The 25078-nt window shown below is 38.0% G+C and carries 15 protein-coding genes; 7 read left to right on the forward strand and 8 right to left on the reverse strand.

Annotated features, from left to right (window positions below; translation table 11 throughout):
- Positions 1 to 217 precede the first annotated feature (217 nt).
- The 6 genes from ACTJKC_RS08190 to ACTJKC_RS08215 all read right to left on the reverse strand — a co-directional run bounded on the left by ACTJKC_RS08190 (position 218) and on the right by ACTJKC_RS08215 (position 9366).
- Positions 218 to 1084: an AraC family transcriptional regulator gene (locus ACTJKC_RS08190; RefSeq protein ID WP_344853389.1), complete on the reverse strand. Its 867-nt coding sequence runs from the start codon at positions 1082 to 1084 to the stop codon at positions 218 to 220.
- A gap of 4 nt (positions 1085 to 1088) precedes the next feature.
- Complete coding sequence (locus ACTJKC_RS08195) at positions 1089 to 1454, reverse strand: VOC family protein (RefSeq protein WP_440791009.1); 366 nt, start codon at positions 1452 to 1454, stop codon at positions 1089 to 1091.
- Positions 1455 to 1559: 105 nt separating this feature from the next.
- Positions 1560 to 2186 carry a response regulator transcription factor gene (locus ACTJKC_RS08200; RefSeq protein ID WP_440791010.1) on the reverse strand — a complete coding sequence of 209 codons (627 nt, stop codon included), beginning with the start codon at positions 2184 to 2186 and terminating at the stop codon, positions 1560 to 1562.
- A gap of 34 nt (positions 2187 to 2220) precedes the next feature.
- Positions 2221 to 5091 (reverse strand): ligand-binding sensor domain-containing protein, encoded by a 2871-nt coding sequence (locus ACTJKC_RS08205; protein ID WP_440791011.1) that lies wholly within the window; start codon positions 5089 to 5091, stop codon positions 2221 to 2223.
- 108 nt (positions 5092 to 5199) lie between these two features.
- Positions 5200 to 7569, reverse strand: coding sequence for a phosphocholine-specific phospholipase C (locus ACTJKC_RS08210; protein ID WP_440791012.1), 2370 nt, complete (start codon positions 7567 to 7569; stop codon positions 5200 to 5202).
- 291 nt (positions 7570 to 7860) lie between these two features.
- On the reverse strand, positions 7861 to 9366 hold the full coding sequence (locus ACTJKC_RS08215; protein WP_440791013.1) for a glycerophosphodiester phosphodiesterase family protein: 1506 nt from the start codon (positions 9364 to 9366) through the stop codon (positions 7861 to 7863).
- Between the two features lie 282 nt (positions 9367 to 9648).
- Between ACTJKC_RS08215 and ACTJKC_RS08220 the strand changes: the two genes are divergently transcribed.
- The 5 genes from ACTJKC_RS08220 to ACTJKC_RS08240 all read left to right on the forward strand — a co-directional run bounded on the left by ACTJKC_RS08220 (position 9649) and on the right by ACTJKC_RS08240 (position 19870).
- Positions 9649 to 12966 (forward strand): DUF4175 family protein, encoded by a 3318-nt coding sequence (locus tag ACTJKC_RS08220; protein WP_440791014.1) that lies wholly within the window; start codon positions 9649 to 9651, stop codon positions 12964 to 12966.
- A gap of 174 nt (positions 12967 to 13140) precedes the next feature.
- Entirely contained in the window at positions 13141 to 13578 is a 438-nt protein-coding gene (ybeY, locus tag ACTJKC_RS08225; RefSeq protein WP_440791015.1) for an rRNA maturation RNase YbeY, read from the forward strand.
- Positions 13579 to 14183: 605 nt separating this feature from the next.
- Positions 14184 to 16046 carry an ABC-F family ATP-binding cassette domain-containing protein gene (locus ACTJKC_RS08230; protein ID WP_440791016.1) on the forward strand — a complete coding sequence of 621 codons (1863 nt, stop codon included), beginning with the start codon at positions 14184 to 14186 and terminating at the stop codon, positions 16044 to 16046.
- A gap of 199 nt (positions 16047 to 16245) precedes the next feature.
- Positions 16246 to 18108: a tRNA uridine-5-carboxymethylaminomethyl(34) synthesis enzyme MnmG gene (mnmG, locus tag ACTJKC_RS08235; RefSeq protein ID WP_440791017.1), complete on the forward strand. Its 1863-nt coding sequence runs from the start codon at positions 16246 to 16248 to the stop codon at positions 18106 to 18108.
- Between the two features lie 121 nt (positions 18109 to 18229).
- Positions 18230 to 19870 carry an Ig-like domain-containing protein gene (locus ACTJKC_RS08240; protein WP_440791018.1) on the forward strand — a complete coding sequence of 547 codons (1641 nt, stop codon included), beginning with the start codon at positions 18230 to 18232 and terminating at the stop codon, positions 19868 to 19870.
- Positions 19871 to 19984: 114 nt separating this feature from the next.
- Here the strand turns inward: ACTJKC_RS08240 and ACTJKC_RS08245 are convergent, their stop codons facing one another.
- Both ACTJKC_RS08245 and nadB read right to left on the reverse strand, forming a co-directional pair.
- Positions 19985 to 20497, reverse strand: a complete 513-nt coding sequence (locus ACTJKC_RS08245) for a gamma carbonic anhydrase family protein (protein WP_440791019.1) — start codon at positions 20495 to 20497, stop codon at positions 19985 to 19987.
- A 71-nt stretch (positions 20498 to 20568) separates the two neighbouring features.
- Positions 20569 to 22155 (reverse strand): L-aspartate oxidase, encoded by a 1587-nt coding sequence (nadB, locus tag ACTJKC_RS08250; protein WP_440791020.1) that lies wholly within the window; start codon positions 22153 to 22155, stop codon positions 20569 to 20571.
- Positions 22156 to 22563: 408 nt separating this feature from the next.
- On the opposite strand from nadB, the gene nadA reads away from it, so the two are divergent.
- Together nadA and ACTJKC_RS08260 are read left to right on the forward strand one after the other, a co-directional pair.
- Positions 22564 to 23604 carry a quinolinate synthase NadA gene (gene nadA / locus ACTJKC_RS08255; RefSeq protein WP_425273488.1) on the forward strand — a complete coding sequence of 347 codons (1041 nt, stop codon included), beginning with the start codon at positions 22564 to 22566 and terminating at the stop codon, positions 23602 to 23604.
- 108 nt (positions 23605 to 23712) lie between these two features.
- Positions 23713 to 24951, forward strand: a complete 1239-nt coding sequence (locus ACTJKC_RS08260) for a dicarboxylate/amino acid:cation symporter (protein WP_440791021.1) — start codon at positions 23713 to 23715, stop codon at positions 24949 to 24951.
- Positions 24952 to 25078: the final 127 nt, after the last annotated feature.

Below are 25078 nucleotides of genomic sequence, written 5' to 3' on the forward strand. Positions count from 1 at the left end.
AGCAATTTAGGTGCTATCAAAACCTCAAAATGTGCGAAAATCACCATTTTTAATAATCAGGGGCCATAAACGCAAAAAAGCAAACTCCAATCCTGGCAGTTTGCTTTTTTAATCATTATTAACCTAAACAGGAAAAAACTTCTACAAATTGTCCTGCAAGAGCTTCAAAAATAGTTTCATCCTGATATAGAAAATATGCAGAAATCACTATTTATATTTAATTCAGCTTACTCTTTTTATACTTTAAAGGAGTAATATTGAACGTATTTTTAAATAACCTGATGAATGAACTCGGGCATTCAAAACCCACCAAACCCACTATTTCGTTTAACGAATAGCTTGTAGTTTGTAATAATCTTTTGGCCCGGTTTAACCTGAGCTGCATCAAAAACTGGTAAGGACTGATTTCGTACGCTTCCTTAAACGTCCTCAGTAAATGGTTAACCGATAAACAGGCCTGTTCGGCTATATTTTCAAGCGTGATATTCTGGTTATAATTACTGCTGATGTACTCTTTAGCCAATGTTAACCTTTTTAAAACCTCCTCACGCGTTTTGGTTTTAATAAAACTGAGTTTATCCAGTTTCTGCACCACCTCCCGATCATAAATTTTATAATAATTTAAAAGGCAGTGATACATGTATTCATTAATCAGCATTTCGTCTTTTAAACCTTTATCGAGCTGGTTTTTAAGGTGCTGTACGTTAAAGCGCATATCGCCGGTAAAGGGATATAAAGATTCTGTAAATGCCGGCCTGCTTTTAACCTCTTTCCCATCCAGTAAATTTTCGTGGCTGGCGGAGAGGGTATGATGAAAATCACTAAAAAAGTGCTCACCGAAAGAAACCGAAAATGTATTTACCGGGTTAATCGAATCTATTTTACTGCAAAAGTTTGTTCCGGCGTTTACCACCGCAAAAGTATCGGGGTAAATGCTAAATCTTCTTTTATTAATTTCGCAGTCTTCGGCACCGCTAAAAACGAATTTTATGGTATAGGCATCATTCTGTTGCTCATAAATGGCATCGCAGGTGCTTTCGCTTACAATTTTATTTCTGTTGCTCAGTTCTTTGACGTACCTCATGCCATTAATCCTCATTATAGTTACGTTGTTCCAAAATGATAAATTCGTTCCCATAGGGATCAGAAAATGCGGCACTTAAACCCTCAGTTAAATAAGACGGTGTTTTTTTAAAAATCACTCCCCTCGATTTTAACCTGCAATAATCTTCCAGGCAATCATCACTTTGCAATACAATTTTATTGGTCTGGTTTTGATGCTTATGCTCCGAAAGAAAAATACTGGTTTTATCATCAGCCTTAACCAATATCCCCTTTTCCTGTCCGGGAAATATGGTTGCTTCAGTAGGCATCCCTAAACAATTGGCATAAAAGGCATCTGCATCATTTAGCTGCTGTACTTGCACATAAAAGAATTTTGCAGATGGGCTCATTATTCCGTTCAATTGTATGGTGTAAAATTAAACTGAAATTGAACGGGAAGGATCACCCAAAAAGGGTGATTTTAGCATTATTTTTTCAAATGGTATTGTTATAACTTAAATAAAACGCTTTTCTTTCGCTGTTTTAATGGCTTCGGCCTTTGAGTTTACATCGAGTTTGATGTAGATATTTTTGACATGGCTCCGCACCGTTTCCTGGTCGATAAAAAGATCATTGGCAATTTGGGGCTTGGTTTGTCCGTTGGCTATCCGGTCTAATATTTCGGTTTCTCTTTTGGTTAAGGGCGAGTTCAGGTTTTTTTGGAAAGAATGCATCACAATCCGGGCAACATTGGTGCTCATGGCGCCACCACCCGTACTTACTTCCCTAACTGCATCGATAATTTTTGCCGCACTTGAGTTTTTGGTCAGGTAACCGCCCGCCCCCATGGTTAGGGCCTCGAAAACCAGTTCAGGCGAATCAAATACGGTTAAGATGATGATATGGGCATTTGGCAAAGTTTTTTTAATAAACGGCAATGCCTGTAAACCGTTTGTGCCTGGCATCTGGATATCAAGCAGGATTACATCGGGTTGGTCGATTTCCAAATGTTTTTTAGCCAAATCGTATGATGCGTAAGAATTTACCACAGCAAAGTCTTCAACATCATTCAACAGCGATTCGTAGCCCATTCTTAAAATATCATCGTCTTCTATTAAAACGATTCGTAAACTTTGGTTCATTTTAGGTGTGTTTAATGGTTAGACGGCTTTTATGCTATTTTGTGACAGGAATTCTTGTAGAAATTGTGGTGGTGGTACCTTTTCCCTTAATTGAAGAAATCTGGAAGGTAGATTTTATCCGTTTACAACGGGTTTGAATGTTGTTTAACCCCCTGCCCCGCTCTACCGATTCGAGGTCAAATCCTGTGCCATCATCTGTAGTTAAAATATTGATGGTGTGGTGGTCTGTTTCGATCACCATAATGAGTACCTGCGTGGCTTTTGCATGTTTTAGTACATTATTCAGCATTTCCTTAAAAATAAGCGTCAGGTTTCGGTTAAACTCCATCGATAAATGTAACTTTTGGTATTTAGCCAGCACGCCTTCCATTTTAAAATCGATCCCGGTATTCTGAAATAGATCGATCCCGAAATTTTTAATGTGTACCAAAATTTCGAAAAGGTTGTCGCTGTGCGGATCAAGCGCCCAAAGAATATCTTTTGTTCCGGTATAAAGCAGACCGGCATTTTCCCTGATCAGGCGGATCAGTTCTTTCTGCTCTTTCTCCGTTCCATCTACTTTTTTATCCAGAAGTTCCGATAAAACATTAATCCTGGTTAATTTATTGCCAATATCGTCGTGAAAATCTTCCGCCGTCTGTTTCCTGATTTTTTCCTGCTCTTTTAACTTTAATTTTTCGAACTGGTATTTCTTCCGTTCGCGGGTTTTAAAAATCAGGTAAAAAATAAGCCAGATCAGAAAAATCATCACCAGAAACGCAATAACCTTAAAAAGAACCGTATCGTAATAAGGCGGTACAATGATAAAACTGAACTGTTCGATACCGGATTGCTGACCGTTTGCAATGGCATATACCTGAAAAGTATAAGTACCGGGCCTGATGGCAGAATATTCGATCTCTGTATTGGGCACAGGTTTACTAAAATCGTTATCTATCCCAACCAGTTTGTACCGGTAAAGCACGCTTTCGGGATTGGTAAGGTAAACTCCTTTAAAACTTATTGCAATGTGGTTCTGACTATAGTTTAACTTGTAAAAACTATTTTTAGTGCTGTTGAGATCGATAGAAAGATCTTTAGAACGGTCATTTTTATGAAAAACATTAACCTGCTGAATATGGATAAATGGATTTTTTTTATTCTGACCGGGTGCTACAATTTTACATTGAATGATGCCACTGATGGTGCCCACCAGAATATTATTTTTGTAATTGATAATAGCGTTCTGATTACATTCTACAATTAAAGCATGATCCCTGAAAACCTCGTAGCGCTGTTCCTCCTCGTTAAAGGTTAATTTATTGATGCCACGGCCGGTACCGGCCCATAAATTTCCTTTATTATCTGTTGCCAGGCTGTAAATATCATTTGAGTTGAGCCCGTTAGCAGCTACATAACGTTTTATAGCTTTTGTTTTAAGGTTCCAGGTTACAATGCCATCTCCAAGTGTAGCAAAAACGAGGTTATCGCCATGTTTAATAATGCTTAGAATATGTATATGGTTGAGTGCTTTAATCTGAAAGCCGCGATCTATTTTTTTATTCCTGATGAGCGTAACACCGTTTGATGTGCCCAGCAACACGCTATCTTTACTTAAAGGATAAGGAAAAATGCAGGAAGAATAGCCATCAAAGCCGGTTATCTTTTCAATTTTCCCATCTTTTAAATAAGTGGAAGATTTTAATCCGTTGATCCAGATCCCACCTTCACTGTCTTCACCAATGCAGCTATTATCGAAACGCTCGGGCTTTAATACCTGCGAAAATTTTTGTCCGTCGTATTTCCAAACACCATTGCCATAGGTAGATATCCAGATATTTTTTGCCCTGTCAGCATAAACAAAATAGATTTTTTTATCCTTAAAAACCGGATAGCCGATCTGCTCTACCTTTTTACCATCGTACTTAAAAATGCCCTTGTTATAGGTTCCGAACCATAAATTATTGTTTTTATCTGCAGCCATCCCGCTGATCGGGTAGGCAATATTCTGACCTTTAAATTTATTGTAGCGGATAAAGGCATCACCCTCATATTTATAAATTCCATCACTGAAACAGGAAATCCAGATGTTATTTTCTGCATCCTTAAAAATCTCATTTACCTGATTGTCGCTCAGCCCATTCTCGGCATTGAAATAAATAAAAGAACCATCTTTGTGGATGAGGTATGCTCCTTTTTCGGAACCTGCCCACATATTGCCCTTATTATCCTGTTCTAAAGCATAATAAGTGTCGATTTTAGGATTTTTGAAAAACGGTTTCACCATTCCATTTTCGGACACGTAAATACCGCTCCGGTAGGTTAACAGGTAAAACTTGGTTCTTATCCTCTTGTCGAATAAGATTTTCCTAATAGATAATGCACTTAATTCGGCCGGCAATTCCTGATAAATTACCCATTTGTTATTTTTAAGCTGATAAATCCCTTTCTCTGCAACCACAGCAAAAAGATTACCGTACTGATCGGTATTAATGGCATTTACATACAAGCCGCCTATAGCATAAAAAACAAGCCTGCCCTTTTCAATTTTAAACAGTTTACGTTCGGTTATTCCCCAAATGGTGCCTTGTTTATCTTTCAGGAGATTATTTACGCTTTTTCCTGAAAATATGGTGGTTATTTTTCCTTTTTTCAGACTATTAATCCCGGCCTCAGTTCCAAAATAAATCTGCCCCTGGTTATCTTCAAGAATGCAATTTACCGAATTAGAACTCAATCCATCGGCTTTACTATAAGAGGTAAAAATTTTTCCGTCGAAATTACTAACGCCGCCAAAAGTACCGAGCCAGAGCGTTCTGTCTTTTGCCTGGTAAATAACCATTACCTGCGATTGCGGCAGGCCATCTTTTAAACTGTAATTGGTGAAGTTATAGCTTTGGGCCGATAGCTGAAGGCTACAGACCAAAATGAAAGAAATTATGAAACTTATTTTGACTATAGACAGTTTACTGCACATACAATACAAAATAAGCATAATTTCTTTCAAAAGCCATCCCCCTTTTTGGGGGATATTTTATGCGTTACCCATATATGGATCGGTTTGGGTAATTTCTCCGGTTTCTATTTTGCCGGCATAACGCTGTTTAAAAATGCTGTTGCCAGCCTGTACAACACTGAAATCGTACCAATTGGCATTTTTACTTACATTGAATGTAAAATTAGCACCCGATTTTGGCCTTAAGCTTACCGTTTTAACTCCGCTTTTATATTTGTTGTCGATAATTTGCAGGGTAATTACCGCAGCACTATTATTTTCTATCGCAAAAACCAGGTTTCCGTTAAGTTTTTTGCTTAACAAACCACTTTGTTCGGGATAAGCTTTAATCGAAACGGCAGGATTTTTTTTACTCCCCGCAAAATTCCGGTAAAAACCATTTGGTCCGCTGATGGCCAGGTCATACACTTCGCTATCGAAATCATCGATTTTGATGCTGTCTTTCAAGGTATCGCCAGCTTTTACTGCATAAGCCCAGATTTTTCCGGCCACGCCTTTAAATTTGGCAATGGTATTCATGTTGAATGGTGCACCAATACTTTCGGTTTCGTTGCCAAACAGGGTTTTTGCCGATTGGAAGGTAAGTTCGATTTCGTTATTCACCACATTGGCATCTACCATTAAATGATAAGGCAGCGCGCAGGCATGCTTAGTGCCATTTTCCTGTTTAGGTGCATGAACAGATGTTTCACGTGAAAAGGACTCAAATTTATTGATTTTGGCCACTTCAATTTTATTTAAAGCAGTTGGACCAACTTGTGCAGGTTTATTTTTGGCATTACCAATATTGGTAACAACCACATCGCGTTTTAGGGGTTCGGGAGATTTAATTTCTTCACCGTTATAAGGCCTGAATACCGAGGTTAAATCGCCACAGATATTCCTGCGCCAATCGCTGATGTTATTGCTTTTAATGCTTTTTCCCGTTTTTTTGGCCAGCCATTTCTCCATAAACATCAACGAAGAAGTATGATCGAAAACCTGCGAGTTTACAAAACCACCTTTGCTCCATGGCGAAGCAATAACCAAAGGTACACGATAACCTAAACCAATCGGACTTCCCTTCCGGGCTTCGAAATCGGTAGCAAAATTGATTCCTTGAGATACTTTTCCGCTGGTCGGATCATCAGGATTAGGAACCACAAAAGGTGGCTGGTGATCGAAATAACCATCATTTTCATCGTAGGTTAAAACAAATATGGTTTTTTTCCAAACTTCCGGGTTTTTGGTTAAAATATCTAAAGCTTCGCTTACGTACCAGGTTCCGTATAAAGGCGAACTGGTATGGTCAGAAAAACGTTGTGGCGCCACCAGCCACGAAACAGTTGGCAATTTTCCACTGTCAACATCTTTTCTGAACTGGTGAAAAATATCTCCTTTTGGAACATTTATCGTTTCAGATTGCCCCTGGTCGTTTTTAAAGGTAAAAGGCTCCAGTTCCAGGTAATCTTTTTGCGAAATATTGGTGGTAAAGGCTTTATCAACTAAATTTTTCTCCTTTTGAGATAATTTATCATATTTCTCCTGAACTTCTTTGGCTGTTAAGGCCGGTTTAACGGTATTGTCGCCGTTTTTTCTAAAATAAGCTGATAATTTAACATTGTGCCTGCTAATGTATTCAACAGGATTGTCGCCGTAATTTCCTAACCAATCATCAATTTCACCTTCAGAAAGTTTTGACGTCCAAAGTTCGTTCTGGTAAATACGCCAGTCGATTCCGTTATCTTCCAGGGTTTCCTGAAAAGTTGGCCAATCTACAAATACATTGTTCTGCGATTCGGCCTGATCGTTATTCACTACGGCCACACGGTTGGCGCTTTTCTCTCCCCGTATGGTACCGGTGAAAAAGAAAAGGCGGTTTGGTGTTGTTCCGGTTAGCGACGAGCAAAAATGCTGATCGCAAATGGTAAAAGCATCAGCCATAGCATAATAGAAAGGAATATCGTTCCGATCATAATAGGCTAAAGTCATAGGTGTTTTAACGGGCAACCATTTATCGTATCGACCACCGTTACGCGCTGCCACCTGATCGTTCCACGAGTGCGGCAATCCACCCTGCCAGGTAATTTTTGTTTTGTTAATGTCGACATGAAAAGGCGCATAAGTGTAACCCTGACCATCTTTCTGCAACCAAACTTTGTTTCCATCAGGCTGAATGTGTGGATGTGGATCGTTAAATCCGCGTACACCTTTCATTTTACCGAACATGTGATCGAACGACCTGTTTTCCTGCATTAAAAAAACAATGTGTTCTGCATCATAAAAAGTGCTGCCAGGTTCAGGATTAATCGACATGGCTTTTAACACCGAGCTGGGCAAAGTGTTAGCCATGCCCGTAGCCCCGGCAAACAAGGCCGCTTTTTTTAGAAATTCTCTACGTGAATCCATAAATTATACAATATAGCTTAGATACCGCAAGTTATGATTTTTAGTCCAAAGTCCTTAGCCTGCAGTCCATAGTCGGGTAAGCGATCTATCCCAACAATAGAGCAATCTAATTCATTACCAGTAATCGAATCACAATATCCAAAATGTAACGATCGGAAATCAATTTGCAGTAACAGTTAACCGATTTAAACGATTAAGCAGTTAACCCTAACAATGAAACAATCGGGCAATGTGACAATTTTCAGTTAACCGATTTCAACAATTAACCAGTTAACCTCAATAATGAAGCAATTACTTTTGGTACACCCTTACATAATCCACTTTCATGGTTGCAGGGAAAATAGCATCATCAACGCCTTTCTTTCCGCCCCAGCCGCCACCTACAGCAACGTTTAAAATCACATGGAAATTCTGATCGAAAGGCCAGTCGCCCGATCCTTTTTTGGTATTGTTAAAGGTGAGGTATTTTTGATCGTCAATAAAGAAATCGATGCGATCGGCAAACCATTCTATCGCATAAACATGGTATTCGGTATAAGGATTATTAACTTTCAAAGCCTTACCCACCTGCGTTTTAATGACGTGGTTAAATTTTTCGGTATGTACCGTTCCATGCACGCTATCCGGATCGTAACCTACATGCTCCATGATATCAATTTCGCCACTTTTAGGCCAGTTGCCATATTTCCAATCGGTTGGTAAAGCCCATATTGCAGGCCATAATCCCCTGCCCTTTGGCAACATGGCGCGTACTTCTACCCTGCCGTATTTAAAGTCGAATTTGTTTTTGGTTACCAACCTGGCCGAAGTATAATGGTTGGCATCTTTATCTGCCTTTATAGCGGTAATGTTCAGGTTTCCTTTTTTAACCACTGCATTTGCGCTATCAGCATCGGTATAATATTGCAGTTCGTTATTTCCCCAACCTTTGCCGCCTACGTCATAACTCCAGTTTTTGGTTAGCGGCAATCCGGCGTCATCAAATTCATCAGCCCATTTTAATTTCCACCCTTGCGCAACCGGAGTTTTTTTAATTTCTTCGAAAAGTAATTCGGGTTCGTTGGTGGTGATGTAATCTACTTTGTGCGCTAAAAGCCACTGCATTTCGGGTACAGCGTTTACCGTCCACGCATTTACAGTTAAGCCTAGTTTTTGCGCATTTTCGATCCAGTTATCTTTCTGGTACACACTATAATGATAATCAACCCCCGTTAATTTATCGGCTTTCATTTGCTCAGCACTAATTTCGCCCCTCAAATAAGCCACTTTTGCTTTTGGTAATAAAGCTAACACGCGTTTGCAATAATCGTAATCAAAACTGATGTACTCTACCCAGTCGGTTGCTTTTAGCTTTTGCACCATTTCAATGCTCTTATTGGTCACCTCTATTCCGCGTTCTTTACTAATCAACGATGGTTTTACCTCCAGAATCAGCTTGGTCGTTTTTTGTTTTTTACCTTCCAACAGGTAGGCTTCCAAAGTTGGGATTTTCTCGCCATTGGTCATAGTTTTGGTCAACAGTTCATTATAACTCACTTTCTCAATGGTTAAACCCTGAAATTCAGGATCGTGGTTAATCACCAAAACCCCATCTGCTGTCATCCATACATCGAATTCTGAACCATAACAACCCAGTTTTACGGCTTCGTTTAAAGACGCGATGGAATTTTGAGGAAAATTATTTTTCTTCCAGGCGCCACGGTGGGCAATTACCTGGTTTTTGTTCCAGTTAAATTTTTGGGCAAAAGAAGCAGTAAAAATGAACAACATCAGTGCAGAAATAAGTACTCGTTTCATGTTTGGTATAATTTATACAAAAAATCAAAAGTAGATTTTTATAAGAACACCTGTTTAAAATCTATGTAACCTTTGTATTAATAAAAACAAGTTAAAGATTTTACTTCGATATTTCTTACCACAGATTGTACAGATATAACTATACCATTTCATCTGTATCATCCTTTTATCTGTGCTTAAATAATTATTAAACAGGTGAACATAACCATTTTGTAATAAACACGTTATCCAATTACCCGTTTCCTTTTAATTGACTGGAACAATTTTTACATTTACGGTGATATGGTGAGCAATAACTACAACGAATTATTACGGAAGATAGATGAGTTTATCCGGAAATTTTACCTCAATAAAATTTTACGGGGTAGTATTTATGCTGCAGCAATACTTCTAGCCCTGTATTTAATTGTTTTTCTAAGCCTTTATTACCTTAACCCAACAGCGGGTTTCAAAACTTTTATTTTTTTCGCATATCTCCTGGTCGGGGTATTATTAGTGGGTTTTCTTATTGTAAAACCGCTTCTATCGATGCTAAAATTGGGCAAACACCTTACTTTCGATGAAGCATCGGTTATCATCGGAAATCACTTTTCCGATATTAAGGATAAATTACTCAATACCTTGCAACTTCACCGCTTGTCAAAAAATCAGCCCAATAATAATCACCTCATTATCGCCAGTATCGATCAAAAAATTCTCGAATTAAAACCCGTTCCCTTTTATACCGCAGTAAGGATAAATGATAACCGCAAGTATTTAAAGTATCTTTTTATTCCGCTTTCCATCATCCTGCTAATCGCCATTATTGCCCCTGCCATTTTACGCGAGGGTACCAGCAGTTTTTTCAAATATGATGAATACATTGCCCCTAAAGCCCCGTTCATTTTTACCGTTTTAAATAAGAATTTAACCGTTACACAGGGTGATGATGTAACCTTAAACCTGAAATTATCAGGCGATCAGCTCCCGGCCGAAGTTTATGTAGAAGACGGAAAAAATACCTACAAACTGCAAAAAGAGAACATCAGTAAATTTAATTATAGCATTAAAAACATCCAGAGCGATAAAAAACTGGTTTTTAAAGGTGGTGGCTTCAGTTCTTCGGTTTTTATCATTAGCGTTAAGCCCCGCCCAGAGTTACTAAACGCAACTGCAACTTTAAATTTTCCAGCCTATCTGGACAAAAAAGCTGAACAGGTAGTTAATGTTGGCGACATGCTCCTACCAGAAGGAACAAAGGTTACCTGGAATTTTAAAACCGGACAGAGCAATTCGATTTTGTTTATCCTGAACGGCACCGAAAATATTTTAAAAGTGGAAGATAATGAATCCAGGTTCAATGCCACCATAAGGAACAATTCCAAATATAGCGTTACCCCTAAAAATGAATATGTTACACTGCGCGATTCTTTATCGCATCAGATTACGGTAGTTAAAGATCAGTCGCCAGGAATTTCAGTAGAAGAAAAACCAGATTCGGTGAGCAATAAAGCCCTGTATTTCAGCGGTAATGTTACAGATGATTATGGTTTTAGCCGTTTAAGTTTTAAATATAACATCAAAGAAAATAACCGGATTATTGGCTCATTCACCAAAAATATCGCGATTAAAAGCAACGTCACCGAAAATACCTTTTTTTACTTCTGGGATTTAAAAACAGCCGCTGCCAAACCCGGACAGGAAATTGAATATTATTTCGAAGTAGCCGATAATGATGGCGTTAATGGCGCAAAAGTTACCCGATCGGAAGTTAAAACCTTTAAACAGCCTACCAAAAAAGAAACCGCTGAGCAGGTTAATGCGAGCAACCAGGCCTTAAAACAGAAGGTACAATCGGCTATCCGTTTGGCCAATACCATCGAAAAGGAAAGTAAAAAAGTGGCAGAAAGCCTGATCGATAAAAAACAGATTTCTTTCGAAGATAAAAAGCAGATTGAAGCCCTTTTAGATAAACAAAAACAGCTTGATGAAGCCGTTAAGGAAATTAAAGAGCAGAATGATAAAAATATTCAGCAACAGGAAGATCAAAAACAGACGGAAGAACTTTTAGAGAAACAAAAGCAAATTAAAGACCTGTTTGATAATGTGCTTGACGAAAAAACGAAAGAGCTTTTGCAAAAGCTGCAGAACCTGATGAATGAAAAAAACAAAGATCAGACACAGAATGAGCTTTCTAAAATGCAGCTGGATAATAAAACCCTTAAAAATGAACTCGACAGGATTTTAGAACTCTATAAACAGTTAGAATTTGAACAGAACCTTCAATCGGATATCGATCGCCTGAATGAGCTGGCCAAAGATCAAAAGGAACTTGCCGAGCAAACCAAAGATAAAAAACAGGACAACGAAGCCTTAAAACAAAAACAGGATGCCCTCAACAAAGAAATGAAGGACCTGAAAGATGACCTTAAAAAGCTGGAAGAAAAAAATAAATCGCTGGAAAGGCCAAATCCTTTCGAAAACCCAGAAAATGATGTTCAGGATATACAAAAAGAACAGCAGGACAGTAAAGATGCTTTAGATAAAAAAGATTCAAAAAATGCCAGTCAGAAACAGCAGAAAGCTGCAGATCAGATGGAAAAATTATCTAAAAAAATGAGCGATATGCAGCAACAGGGCGAAGAAATGGAAAACAACCTGAATGCCAAAGAGTTGCGCCGATTATTGGAAAATCTGCTAACCACCTCATTCGATCAGGAACAGGTAATGCTTGCTTTAAAGAAAATGAATGCTACTGATCCATCATACATCAGTAACGTACAAAAACAGCGGGCCATTAAAGATAACCTTAAAACCATTGCCGATAGTTTGTATAGCTTAAGCAAACGCGTTCCTCAAATAGAATCGACAGTAAACGAAGAAATGAATAAAATCAACTTCAACCTCGATAAAAGTTTGGAAAGTTTGGGAGACAGAAGAACGCCGGAAGCCAATCGCTTTCAGCAGTTTACCATGACTTCTATTAATAACCTCACCCTGATGTTGAGTGAGGCTTTAAGCCAGTTACAGAATATGCAGAAAAACGGCAAAGGCGGCAGCGGAAAGAAACAGAAACAGGGAATGAAACAGCTTTCGCAAATGCAGGATCAGCTGAATAAAAGCATGCAAAAAGCCCGGGAGCAGATGCAAAAATCAGGAGGTAACCAGGGCACCGTGGGTAAAGGACAAATGAGCCAGGAATTTGGTAAAATGGCCCAGCAGCAACAGATGATCCGTCAGGCACTGGAAAAAATCAACCGCGAAGAAAATAAAGATGGAAGCGGTAAAATGGGCAACCTGAACGAAGCCATTAAAGAAATGAAACAGACCGAGAGCGATCTGGTTAACAAGCGTTTACAACAGGAAACTTTAAACAGACAGAAAGACCTGTTAACCAAACTGTTAGAAGCAGAAAAAGCCGAACGTGATCAGGAGGAAGATTCGAAACGCGAAAGTAAAGCCGCTAAAGAATTTCCACCTTCTTACCAGAAAATGGTCGATCAGTTTAAAAAGCAGCAACAAAACGGTAATGATATGTTGCAAAAACTGCCTCCGAGTTTAAATTACTACTATAAAAATAAAATTGCTGAGTACTTAAAATCGTTGAATATAATCCAATAAAATCCACTCGTCATCTCGACCGAAACGCAGTGGAGCAGAGAGATCTATCTCGAGACAGATTTAGCTTTGCTGAGCCTTCGGGTTCTCGACTCCGTTGCACTCCGCTCGAAATGACGACATCTATAAATAGTACAAAATTATATTTCTTAAATTTGCACCATAAAAAACAACATTATGCCTGCAATTTCCTTTTTTACTGAATCCGTTAGCTATAACCTTCCGCAAAAACTTAAAATCAAAAAGTGGATTAAAGCTACTATCGAAAAAGAAGGTTATAAATTACAGGAACTCAATTTTATCTTCTGCAACGACGAATACTTGTTGGGCATCAACCAGCAATACTTAAACCACGATACTTACACCGATATTATCACATTCGATAACTCTGACGAGGAAAAACAGATTGTAAGTGATATTTTCATTAGCATTGAGCGTGTAAAAGAAAATGCCAAAACCTTTAAAACTTCTGAATTTGATGAAGTTTGCCGCATCATGATACACGGAACCCTGCACCTGTTGGGTTATAAAGACAAAGGAAAAGCCGCCAAAACCCTTATGACCCAAAAAGAAGATGAACATTTAGGCTATAGAGTTGAAGTTGGATTGGTTTAGCAATTAGCCACCACCATTTCTCTTTCCAGACCGTCCTCTCGACTGAAACGCAGTGTAATGCCCCCTGCTTCGGGCAGGGAGAAATGATCTATCTCGGGATAGATTTCTCGACTTCTCTGCACTCCGCTCGAAATAACGAATATGTTTTTCATGACATTGCTATTACCATAACTCCCTAATTAAAAGGAAAATACTCCTATCACCTTATATTTTTTATTCGCGTTCGTCTAAATGTTACGGGCGTTCGTCGACAATTACACTCTACTGGTATAATATAGCCAATCTTCCTGCAACTTTTCTGCCCCGTTACAGTCTTATATTCAAAAAACAACAATTACATAATGAGCTTGGATTCACATTCGCTACATTATTCAAGATAAAGTTTAGTTTTAGTTAATGATTGAAGCAGCGGTGGAGCGAGTCCAACCGCTGTTTTGTATTTATCTTGTATTTATCAATGATCCATCGAACATTTGGACTCTAAGCATCAACATTTTGCCATTTTTACCTGATACAGATTGCTTTCCAATTTCAATATGCCGTTGCAAGTAATTTATCCTTACCTTTGCAATAATTTTCCTTTATAAATCCGAAATACAAAAAAATTGAGCACACTAATTGCGGCAGAAGGCTTAGGACATGGTTATCATGACGAATGGCTATTTAAGAATTTAACCTTGGGTATAAACACTGGCCAGCGCGTAGCGTTGGTTGGTATTAATGGTGCAGGTAAGAGTACACTTTTGAAATTACTGGCAGAAAGATTCCCTCCGCTTGAAGGTAAAATTGTAAAAAATAAAGCCGTTAAAATTGGTTTTTTAGATCAGGAACCTCAGTTTACTGAAGGTTTTTCCATTAGCGATCATATTTTTTCGTTAGAGAATAAACAACAGCAGTTGATTAAGGAATATGAAGAACTAATTGAAGATCCTAACCCAGATGAGAAAACGCTTAACCGTTTGTATGAAGAGTTAAGCGAGCATAATGCCTGGGAATATGAGCATGAAATAAAGACCATTTTAAATAGAATGGGCATTACTCATCTTCAGCAAAAAATATCTACACTATCGGGCGGACAAAAGAAACGTTTGGCCCTCGCTAAACTTTTAATTGAAGATCCGGAAATTCTGGTGCTTGATGAGCCTACCAACCATTTGGATATTGATACCATTGAGTGGCTGGAAAAATTATTAACCACGGGACAAAAAACAATTTTACTCGTTACCCACGACAGGTATTTTCTGGATAACGTTTGTAATACCATAGTAGAATTAGATAGAGGAAAAATCTTCAACTACAATGGAAATTACGCTTATTACTTAGAAAAGAAATCTGAAAGGGAAGCTTTAGATGCAACAGTTCAGCACAAGAACCAACAGTTATTAAAGAAAGAATTGGATTGGATGAGACGCATGCCGCAGGCTCGTGGAACTAAATCTAATGCCAGGATCAATGCTTTTTATGATTTAGAGGAAAAAACGAAGAAAAAGTCTGACAATCAGAGCATTAGCCTGCAAATGAAGATGTCACGCCAAGGTGGAAAAATTATTGAGATAGAGCACATTGCAAAAGCATTTGATGGCCGCCCGATTATTAAAGATTTCAGCTATACCTTTAAAAAAGGTGATCGTATTGGTTTAGCTGGAAAAAATGGAACTGGCAAATCTACTCTGCTTAATATTATCACAAGTCAGTTAACACCTGATGCGGGCAAAGTGGACACCGGAGAAACTACTGTTTTTGGTTATTACAAACAGGGTGGTTTAACCTTCGATCCGAAAGAGCGGGTTATCGATATTGTGAAATCTGATGCCGAATATATTAAAATGGCTGATGGTTCAGTGATTACAGCTTCTGCCCTTTTAACCTTATTTCTCTTTCCACCAAAGAAACAACATGGCCTGGTTGAGAAGTTAAGCGGTGGTGAAAAGAAGCGTTTGAACCTGATGAAAGTATTGATGCAAAATCCAAATTTTTTAATTCTGGATGAGCCAACAAACGATTTGGATATTGATACTTTAAACGTTCTTGAAGAATTTTTAGAGAATTTCCCTGGCATATTAATGCTGGTTTCTCACGACAGATACTTGCTAGATAAAATGAGCGACCAGCTATTTATTATGGAAGGCGAAGGTGTGGTTAAAATTTATAACGGTAATTATTCAGAGTATCGTTTGAGTTTAGAACAACCAAAAGTTAAAGTTGAAACCAAGAAAGCTCCTTCCCCGGTTACTGAACAAACACCTGTTAAAGCTGTAAAAAAATTAAGTTTTAAAGAACAAAAAGAATTAGAAGATAGCGAAAAAGGCATGGAAGAAACTGAAGCTAAAATAGTCAGTCTTACTAATACCTTAAATAATGTTGATGCTACTGATTATATAAAAATTCAGGAAATCTCTAACGAGATAGAATCGCTCCAGTCAAAGCTTGACGAGCTTACTATGCGTTGGCTGGAATTATCAGAATAAATTAGGCAATTCAGAGATGTTTTCTACGTTATGTTCCACGTGGAACATACGTAAATTATAAGTTGATTTTAACCTTAGACGTAGTTGAAGAGTTACGGATAATATTAAATTAGAGAGCAGCTTATTATGATCCTGATGACCATAATAGGTTAATTAATATAATTGTTCCACGTGGAACATTAAAGAAATATATCATAAAATGTTTTCAAAATACGATTTGATTGTTGTTGGTGCCGGTCACGCAGGCTGTGAAGCTGCTGCTGCTGCCGCCAATTTAGGATCATCTGTTTTATTAATTACAATGAACATGGGTACCATCGCCCAAATGAGTTGTAACCCCGCAATGGGTGGTGTAGCCAAGGGACAGATTGTTCGTGAGATTGATGCGCTAGGTGGATACTCTGGTATTATATCAGATAAATCAACCATTCAATTTCGAATGCTGAATAAATCTAAGGGGCCTGCTATGTGGAGTCCCAGAGCCCAGATAGATAGAATGCGTTTTGCAGAAGAGTGGAGATTAGCGCTAGAGAATACTCCAAATGTAGATATATGGCAGGATAATGTTGTAGGTTTATTGGTAAAAGATAATACCGTATATGGCGTAAAAACTTCACTAGGTATTGAAATAGAAAGCACGGCAGTTGTACTTACCAATGGTACTTTCTTAAATGGAATCATTCACATTGGAGAGAAGAAATTTGGTGGAGGCAGAACTGCAGAAAGATCATCTACCGGAATTACTGAGCAATTGGTTGATTTGGGAATGGAATCAGGTAGGATGAAAACAGGTACTCCCCCACGTGTTGATGGTAGAAGTTTAGATTATTCTAAAATGGAAGAACAATGGGGCGATGAAGATCGAAGCAAATTTTCTTTCACTGATATACCTGTTATCACTGATCAACGTTGCTGCTGGATTACTTATACGAATAGTGATGTACACGAAACTTTGAAAGAAGGGTTCGAAAAATCACCGATGTTTACCGGCCGGATTAAAGGTTTAGGTCCGAGATACTGTCCTTCCATTGAAGATAAAATTAACCGTTTTGCAGAACGCGATCGTCACCAGATTTTTGTTGAACCTGAGGGATGGAATACCTGCGAAATTTATGTAAACGGATTCTCAACTTCACTCCCGGAAGATGTGCAATTTAAAGCACTAAGATTAATACCAGGTTTTGAGCAGGCTAAAATGTTCAGACCAGGTTATGCTATTGAATATGATTTCTTCCCGCCTACCCAGTTGTCTTTAACCCTGGAAACAAAATTAATTAGCAATTTATTTTTGGCCGGACAAATTAACGGAACTACAGGTTACGAGGAAGCGGCATGTCAGGGTTTCATGGCAGGCATAAATGCACACCAAAAAATTAATGATAAACATGAGCTGATCATGAAAAGATCTGATAGTTATATTGGTGTTTTAATTGATGACCTGGTTACCAAAGGAACTGAAGAACCCTACCGTATGTTCACTTCAAGAGCAGAACATCGTTTATTATTAAGACAAGATAATGCCGATATCCGCCTCTCTCCTATTGGCCACGAATTAGGCTTAATCTCTGACGAGCGTTTAGAAAAAGTAAATCAAAAAATCGCAAATGCTGAGGCACTTGTAAAGTTTACAAGAAACCAGGGAATTGAAATGGCTAATGCCAACCCGATGCTGGAAAGTTTAGGATCGAGTGCTTTAAATCAAAATGTAAAAATCCATAGTTTAGTAGGAAGACCGCACGTTGGTTTACAAGACCTTATTAAAGTGAGTAAACCTCTTGCTGAAGCAACTCAGCATTTAGATAATGAAACCATAGAGCAGGCTGAAATCAAAATTAAATATGAAAGTTATTTTGAGAAGGAAAATGAAATAGTAGCCAAAATGCTGAAAATGGAAGACAAAGAAATTAAGCCGGATTTTGACTATAATAAAATTGTATCCATTTCGAAAGAAGCACGTGAGAAGTTATTTAAGATCAAACCTCGTACTTTAGGTCAGGCTTCGAGAATTTCAGGTGTTTCCCCATCAGATATCTCGGTATTAATGGTTTATATCAATAAGTAGTTGATTATCAATATTTTAACTAAATAAAAATAGACTTTAAATAAATCGATATAAAGCCATAAAAAGATTTTTTAATGTTAGAGTTCCAAAAAGTATAAAAATTCGTCAGAACGTTTAAAATATGCCAAATTTAAAAGCTCAGTATTTTAACCTTAAAAATTTAGTAGTTGTAATAACCCTACTCCTGTTTTTTGGTTGTGCAAGTATCCAGACACCACAAGGTGGACCAAAAGATACCAAGCCACCAAAAGTTTTGAGCATGACTCCAAAAAATCAGACAAGGAATTTTAATGCTAAAAAAATTATTATTGAGTTTGATGAATATTTTAACATCAAAGATGAATTTAAAGAATTCTCAATTTCCCCTGATCAGGAAAAATTACCGGTTTTAAAAAAGAGATCGAAAAGATTGGAAATTGTTCTTCAGGATTCTTTAGAAAAAAATACAACCTATACTTTAAATTTTGGAAAATCGATTGCTGATGTGAACGAGGGAAATGTGGTTAAAAATTTATATTATGTTTTTTCAACCGGTCCGGAAATAGATTCGTTATCCATCAGTGGTAAGGTTATTAATTCGTTAAGTGATGAGCCGGAAAAAGATGCTACTGTATTTATTCTTCCTTTAGAACGGGATACCATTTTTGGAAAAAGGCGCCCGTCTATATATACCACTACCGATAGCGCCGGCACTTATAAATTAAATAACCTGAGAAAAGGTACTTATAAAGTTTATGCCATTAAAGAAAGTAGCGGTGGCGGAGATAAAATATACCAGCAGATTTCTGACGAAGTTGGTTTTATTAAAGAACCCCTTGTGATCGACAAAAATCTGGACAATATTAATCTACAGATTTTTAAAGAGCTGGCACCAGAATTTCGCGTGGTTGACCGCAAATTAAATAATGACGGAAGTATATCAATTATCTTCAATCAGCAGCTTAAAAGCCCTAAAATCACCATTACAGATCCACCTGCGGTTGATGTGGGTAAATATGTTCACTTTACAAAAAATAACGATACCGCCAAAATTTGGTTAAAAGACCTGAGTTTCGATTCGGTAAAAGTAGCCATCCAGGATCAGGATAAACTATTACAAACGCTTAACTTTACACGTGGTAAAAAGGATACTTATACCCGCGACGTAACCATAGCAGATAATTTATCCGGAGGTAAATTAAATCCGTTCCAGAACTTAACCCTCACCTTTCCATTTCCGATGACTGGCGCAGATCCTTCAAAGATTACACTATTGGAAGATTCAGTAAAACGTACCAATTTCGAACTGGTAAAAGACAGTGTAGATCAACAGAAATACTACGTTAAATATCCCTGGAAGACCAAAAGAACTTATGATTTAAAACTTGGCGCAGGTGCTTTTACAGCTATTTTTAATGCTAAAAACAAAGATATACCTAAAAGATTTACTTTAGAGAACCAGGATGCTTATACTACACTTGTATTGAATGTAACCGTGCCCGATACGAGTAAAAGTTATGTAGTGCAATTTTTAACGGAGAAAAAAGACATTGTAAAATCGTACCCAATAAGCAAAAATTCGAAAATTACTTTTTCTAAGTACCCGGCCGGAAAATACATGCTGAGGGTAGTTTACGATGATAATAAAAACGGAATCTGGGATACCGGAAGTGTTAAAGGTGGTTATCAGCCCGAAAAAGTCTGGTACTTAAAAGCTTTAATGGATTTAAAACCAAACTGGGAACGGGAAGATCCATTGGTAATACCGCCTCCAGCACCTTAAAAAAGCCGTCACCTCGACTGGAACACAGTGGAATGCCTGCCCGTACAGGCGGGGAGAGATCTATCTTGAGGTAGATTTCTCGACTCCGTTGTACTCCGCTCGAAATGACGCAAACTATTGGGTAAACCAACCCGAATACATAATATAATTATCAGGTAACTTATTTAATAAAGCCCTTTGCTCTTCGGTAATGGGCTTTATTTTTTTTGCAGGCGTACCGGCATATAAATAACCGGTTTCGCAGATGGTATTCTCTAGTACCACCGAACCAGCTGCAATAATGCAATACTCCTCTATTATCGCATGGTCCATTACAATAGCGCCCATACCGATTAAAACATGATCCTGAACAGTACAACCATGTACAATGGCATTGTGTCCTACAGATACACGATTACCGATCTGTGTTGAAGCTTTTAAATACGTAGCATGAATTACCGCTCCATCCTGAATATTCGATTCATTTCCAATAGTAATGGCATTTACATCGCCCCTGATCACGGCATTAAACCATACTGAACATTTATCTCCGATGACCACATCACCAACGATGGTGGCGTTTTCGGCAATGAAATTATCTTTCCCTATTTCAGGGTATTTATCTTTTACGGGTAGTATTAAAGGCATAATATAATGTAAAATGGTTGCTAGACAATGGACGACGTGTTAAAGTCCCCTTAAGGGGATTTAGGGGTGGGCTAAAAAACAGTATCTACCAGTTCTTTAGCATGCTCCGGATAATCGGTGGTATAGTGTAACCCCCTGCTCTCTTTTCGTTGCATGGCCGATTTAATAACTAAATAAGCCGTTTGGATGACATTTCTTAATTCGCAAAGTTTAACCGATACCTTATTCTTTTTATAAAATTCTTCTGTTTCCTGGTAAATCAAAAATAAACGGCGGTGTGCCCTTTCTAAACGAAAATCAGAGCGCACAATGCCTACATAATCGCCCATAACTTTTTGAAGCTCTCTTAAGTTATGGGTTACCAATACATCTTCATTACTTTGGGTAACCCCTTTAGAATCCCATTCCGGAATGTGATCGGAAATGATATTATTTTTAAAGTTTTCAATGGCATCCTGATAAATTCGGTGTGCAAAAACGGTAGCTTCAAGTAATGAGTTGGAAGCCAACCGGTTAGCGCCATGTAAACCCGTTGACGAACATTCTCCGCAGGCATATAAATTTTTGATCGAAGAACGTCCGTATTCATCCACCAGGATACCGCCACACATATAATGAGATGCAGGTGTAACCGGGATATAATCCTTCGTCATATCGATGCCTATCGATAAACACTTTGCATATATATTAGGAAAATGTTTCAAAATATCTGCTTTCTTACGCATTGTAATATCCAGGTACACAAAATCATCGCCCGATTTCTTCATTTCGTTATCTACCGCACGGGCCACAATATCACGCGGGGCAAGCGATTTACGCTCATCGTATTCATGCATAAATTCTTCGCCGTTCTTACGTCGTAAAACACCACCAAAACCTCTTACAGCTTCCGAAATTAAGAATGACGGATACTCTCCGGGATGGTATAAAGCCGTTGGATGGAACTGTATAAACTCCATATTCCTCACTTTTCCTTTCGCACGGTAAACCATCGCCATACCATCGCCTGTTGCAATAACCGGATTTGTTGTTGCCGAATACACATGACCCGCACCACCCGAAGCCATTACAGTCACATTTGCCACAATCTTTTCCACATCGTTAAGCTCTGTGTTAAAGGCATATATCCCATAACAGTTAATATCTTCTGTACGCTTATCAACAAATTCACCAAGGTGATGCTGTGTGATCAACTCCAGCGCGAAGTAATGTGTTAATATCTCTATGTTGTTATTCTCATGTATTTCATTTAGCAATACCCTTTCAATCTCGTATCCGGTGATGTCTTTATAGTGCAAAACGCGGTGTTCAGAGTGTCCACCTTCTTTAGCTAAATCGTAGAATCCTGAGTTATCTTTATCGAAATTTATACCATAGTCAATGATCTCCTGGATGCGCTGAGGCCCCTCTTTTACAACGATTTCCACAATTTTTTCGTCGCATAATCCATCGCCCGCAATCAGCGTATCTTCGATATGTTTCTCGAAAGAATCACCTTTATCTACTACAACTGCAACACCGCCCTGGGCGTATTTTGTGTTAGATTCGTCTTCATTCGACTTTGTAACAATTAAAACCTTACCGAACTTTGCAGCCTTAAGTGCAAAACTCAAACCCGCTATCCCTGAACCGATTACCAGAAAATCTACTTTTCTCATTAATAAAAACATTTACTTTATCCACGATGTTAACAACTAGTTAATAAATGTTAACTCCATGTCTAAATTATCCTAACAAATAAATTTGAATGTTTAAAGCTACTCTAAAAACACAATTTGCCACAATCTTTTGCGCAATTTTTAAGCACCTTTATACAAGTAATTAACTTTTTCCCCACTTATAAACAATTAACATTCCAGTATTGATAAAAATTGAACCGATTTTCGATAAGCCTGAAAATCAAACTCATGATATTACAAAAATGTAATCTAAATGTTAGTAAACGATTAACAACTTATATAAAAGAAAGAATTTTCTGAACTTGCCAACATTATTAACACACTAATAAACAAACAAGATTTATTTATTTAAAATAACTTATTAATTATTGAGACGTGGAAAGCTTTATCTTTGACCAACGTCAAAATTCAAAAAAGGAAAATTTTAAAATGAACATAGATGTCTTAGAAGAAATCAACAAAAAAGGTTTCGCAGAAGAAGAAATTGATCCTACGCTCGATCTTTTTGCAGAGATTGAGAAATTAAAAAAGGAAAAGAATGCCATTATCCTCGCTCATTATTACCAAGAACCTGACATACAGGATATTGCAGATTATATTGGTGATAGTTTGGGATTATCTCAGGAAGCTGCAAAAACGGATGCTGACGTAATTGTGTTTGCCGGTGTGCATTTTATGGCCGAAACTGCAAAGATTTTATCGCCAAATAAAACGGTTTTATTACCTGATGTAAAGGCAGGATGTTCATTAGCAGATAGTTGTCCGCCGCATTTGTTTAAAAAGTTTAAGGAAAAATATCCTGATCACCTGGTAATCACTTATGTAAACTGCACAGCCGAATTAAAAGCTTTAAGTGATATTGTTTGTACAAGTACCAACGCGGTGCAAATTGTGGAGAGTTTGCCGAAAGATCAAAAAATCATTTTTGGACCGGATCGTAACTTGGGTGCTTACGTGGCGAAAAAAACGGGCAGGGATCTGGTATTGTGGAATGGTGCCTGTATGGTACATGAAATTTTTTCGCAGGAGAAAATTACAAAACTGAAAGAACGCCATCCGAATGCCAAATTTATTGCACATCCTGAATGTGAAGAGGTGGTTTTAAAAATGGCTGATTACATTGGTTCTACCACCGGTTTGCTAAAGTACACCATCACTAATCCGGCTACCGAATTTATTGTGGCTACCGAAAGTGGAATTATCCACCAGATGGAAAAGGCAAATCCAACAAAAACGTTTATTCCGGCACCTCCAAACAACAGTTGTGCCTGTAACGATTGCCCGTATATGAAAAGAAATACTTTAGAAAAACTATATTTATGTATTAAAAATGGTTTGCCTGAAGTAACTGTGCCTCAACATATTATTGAACAGGCAGTTAAACCGATCCAACGCATGCTGGATATTTCGGCGGAGCTGGGGTTATAATAAATAAAAGTCATCATTGCGAGTAGATAAGAATAAGCAATAAAGCGCACGCTACCTGCAATCGCTGTAGGATTGCTTCGTGCCTCGCAATGATGGAAAAATAACTACATGGAAAAAAACAACATTCTTAAAAATTATGCTGGCTTATTATGGCTTTTGGCGGGTATAACCGTTGGGAGCATTGTAGGTTTAATTTTTGGGAAAAGTGTTGAAAGTATAAAACCTTTAGGTGATATATTTTTGAACCTGTTGTTTACCGCTGTTATTCCTCTGGTATTTTTTGCAGTTTCATCGGCCATTGCAAATATAGACAGGAATAAAAAATTAGGGAGATTATTAACCGTAATGGTTTTAGTTTTTCTGGCTACGATACTCATTTCAGCAGTTTTGACTTTGGTAGCCACCTGGATTTTTCCGATCCATCAGCAATTGGGAAATGCAACTTTACCAACCGAACCCGAAAAAATACAGTCATTTGGCGAACAAATGACCCAACTTCTAACCGTTGGAGAATTTTTTGAGATCGGCAGCAGAAAAAATATGCTTGCACTGATTATTTTTTCAGTTTTAGTTGGTTTTTCTACCCTATATTCCGAAAAAGAAGGCGAAGGATTTAAAAAATTCCTGGTTTCCGGTAATGAAGTGATGAAAAAACTCATCATTTTGATCATGAAACTTGGCCCGATAGGTTTAGGTGCCTATTTTGCTTACCAGGTTGGGGTTTTTGGTCCACAGCTCTTTGGAACTTACGCAAAGGCTTTAGGATTGTATTATGGTGTTGGCGCATTTTATTTTGTCGTTTTTTTTACGTTATATGCTTTTGTAGCAGGCGGATTTAAAGCCATAAAAGTGTTCTGGAAAAATAATATTGTACCTTCTTTAACCTCTATCGGAACCTGTAGCAGCATTGCCACCATTCCGGCAAATTTAGAAGGGACTACAAAAATGGGGGTACCGGCTTACATCACCAATGTGACCATTCCACTAGGATCTACATTGCATAAAGATGGCTCAAGCATTAGTTCCATTATAAAAATTGCTGTGGTTTTTGCCATTTTTGGTAAGGATTTGGTTCATGTTGATACCATTATTTTAGCGTTGGGTATTACGGTTTTAGTGAGTATAGTGGAGGGCGGAATACCAAACGGTGGTTATATTGGAGAATTGTTGATGATTTCAGCTTATCAGTTGCCACCGGAAGCTTTGCCACCGGCTATGATTATTGGAACGTTGGTTGATCCGATGGCTACCTTACTAAATGCTACTGGTGATAATGTTGCCGCGATGTTGATTGCCAGGTTTACCGAAGGCAAAAACTGGATGGAAAATAAAGATTTGTCATCCTGACGAAGGAAGGATCTTTTTAATTCTTCGCTAGGCTCAGCATGACAATTAATTTTTAAAAATAAAAAATAAGGGCTTAGCCCTTTATAAATATGTAATTATTAATAAAAGCCCATTAAGGGGTTTGGGG

This window comes from Pedobacter sp. 22226 (assembly GCF_052045455.1).
Lineage (GTDB): Bacteria > Bacteroidota > Bacteroidia > Sphingobacteriales > Sphingobacteriaceae > Pedobacter > Pedobacter jeongneungensis.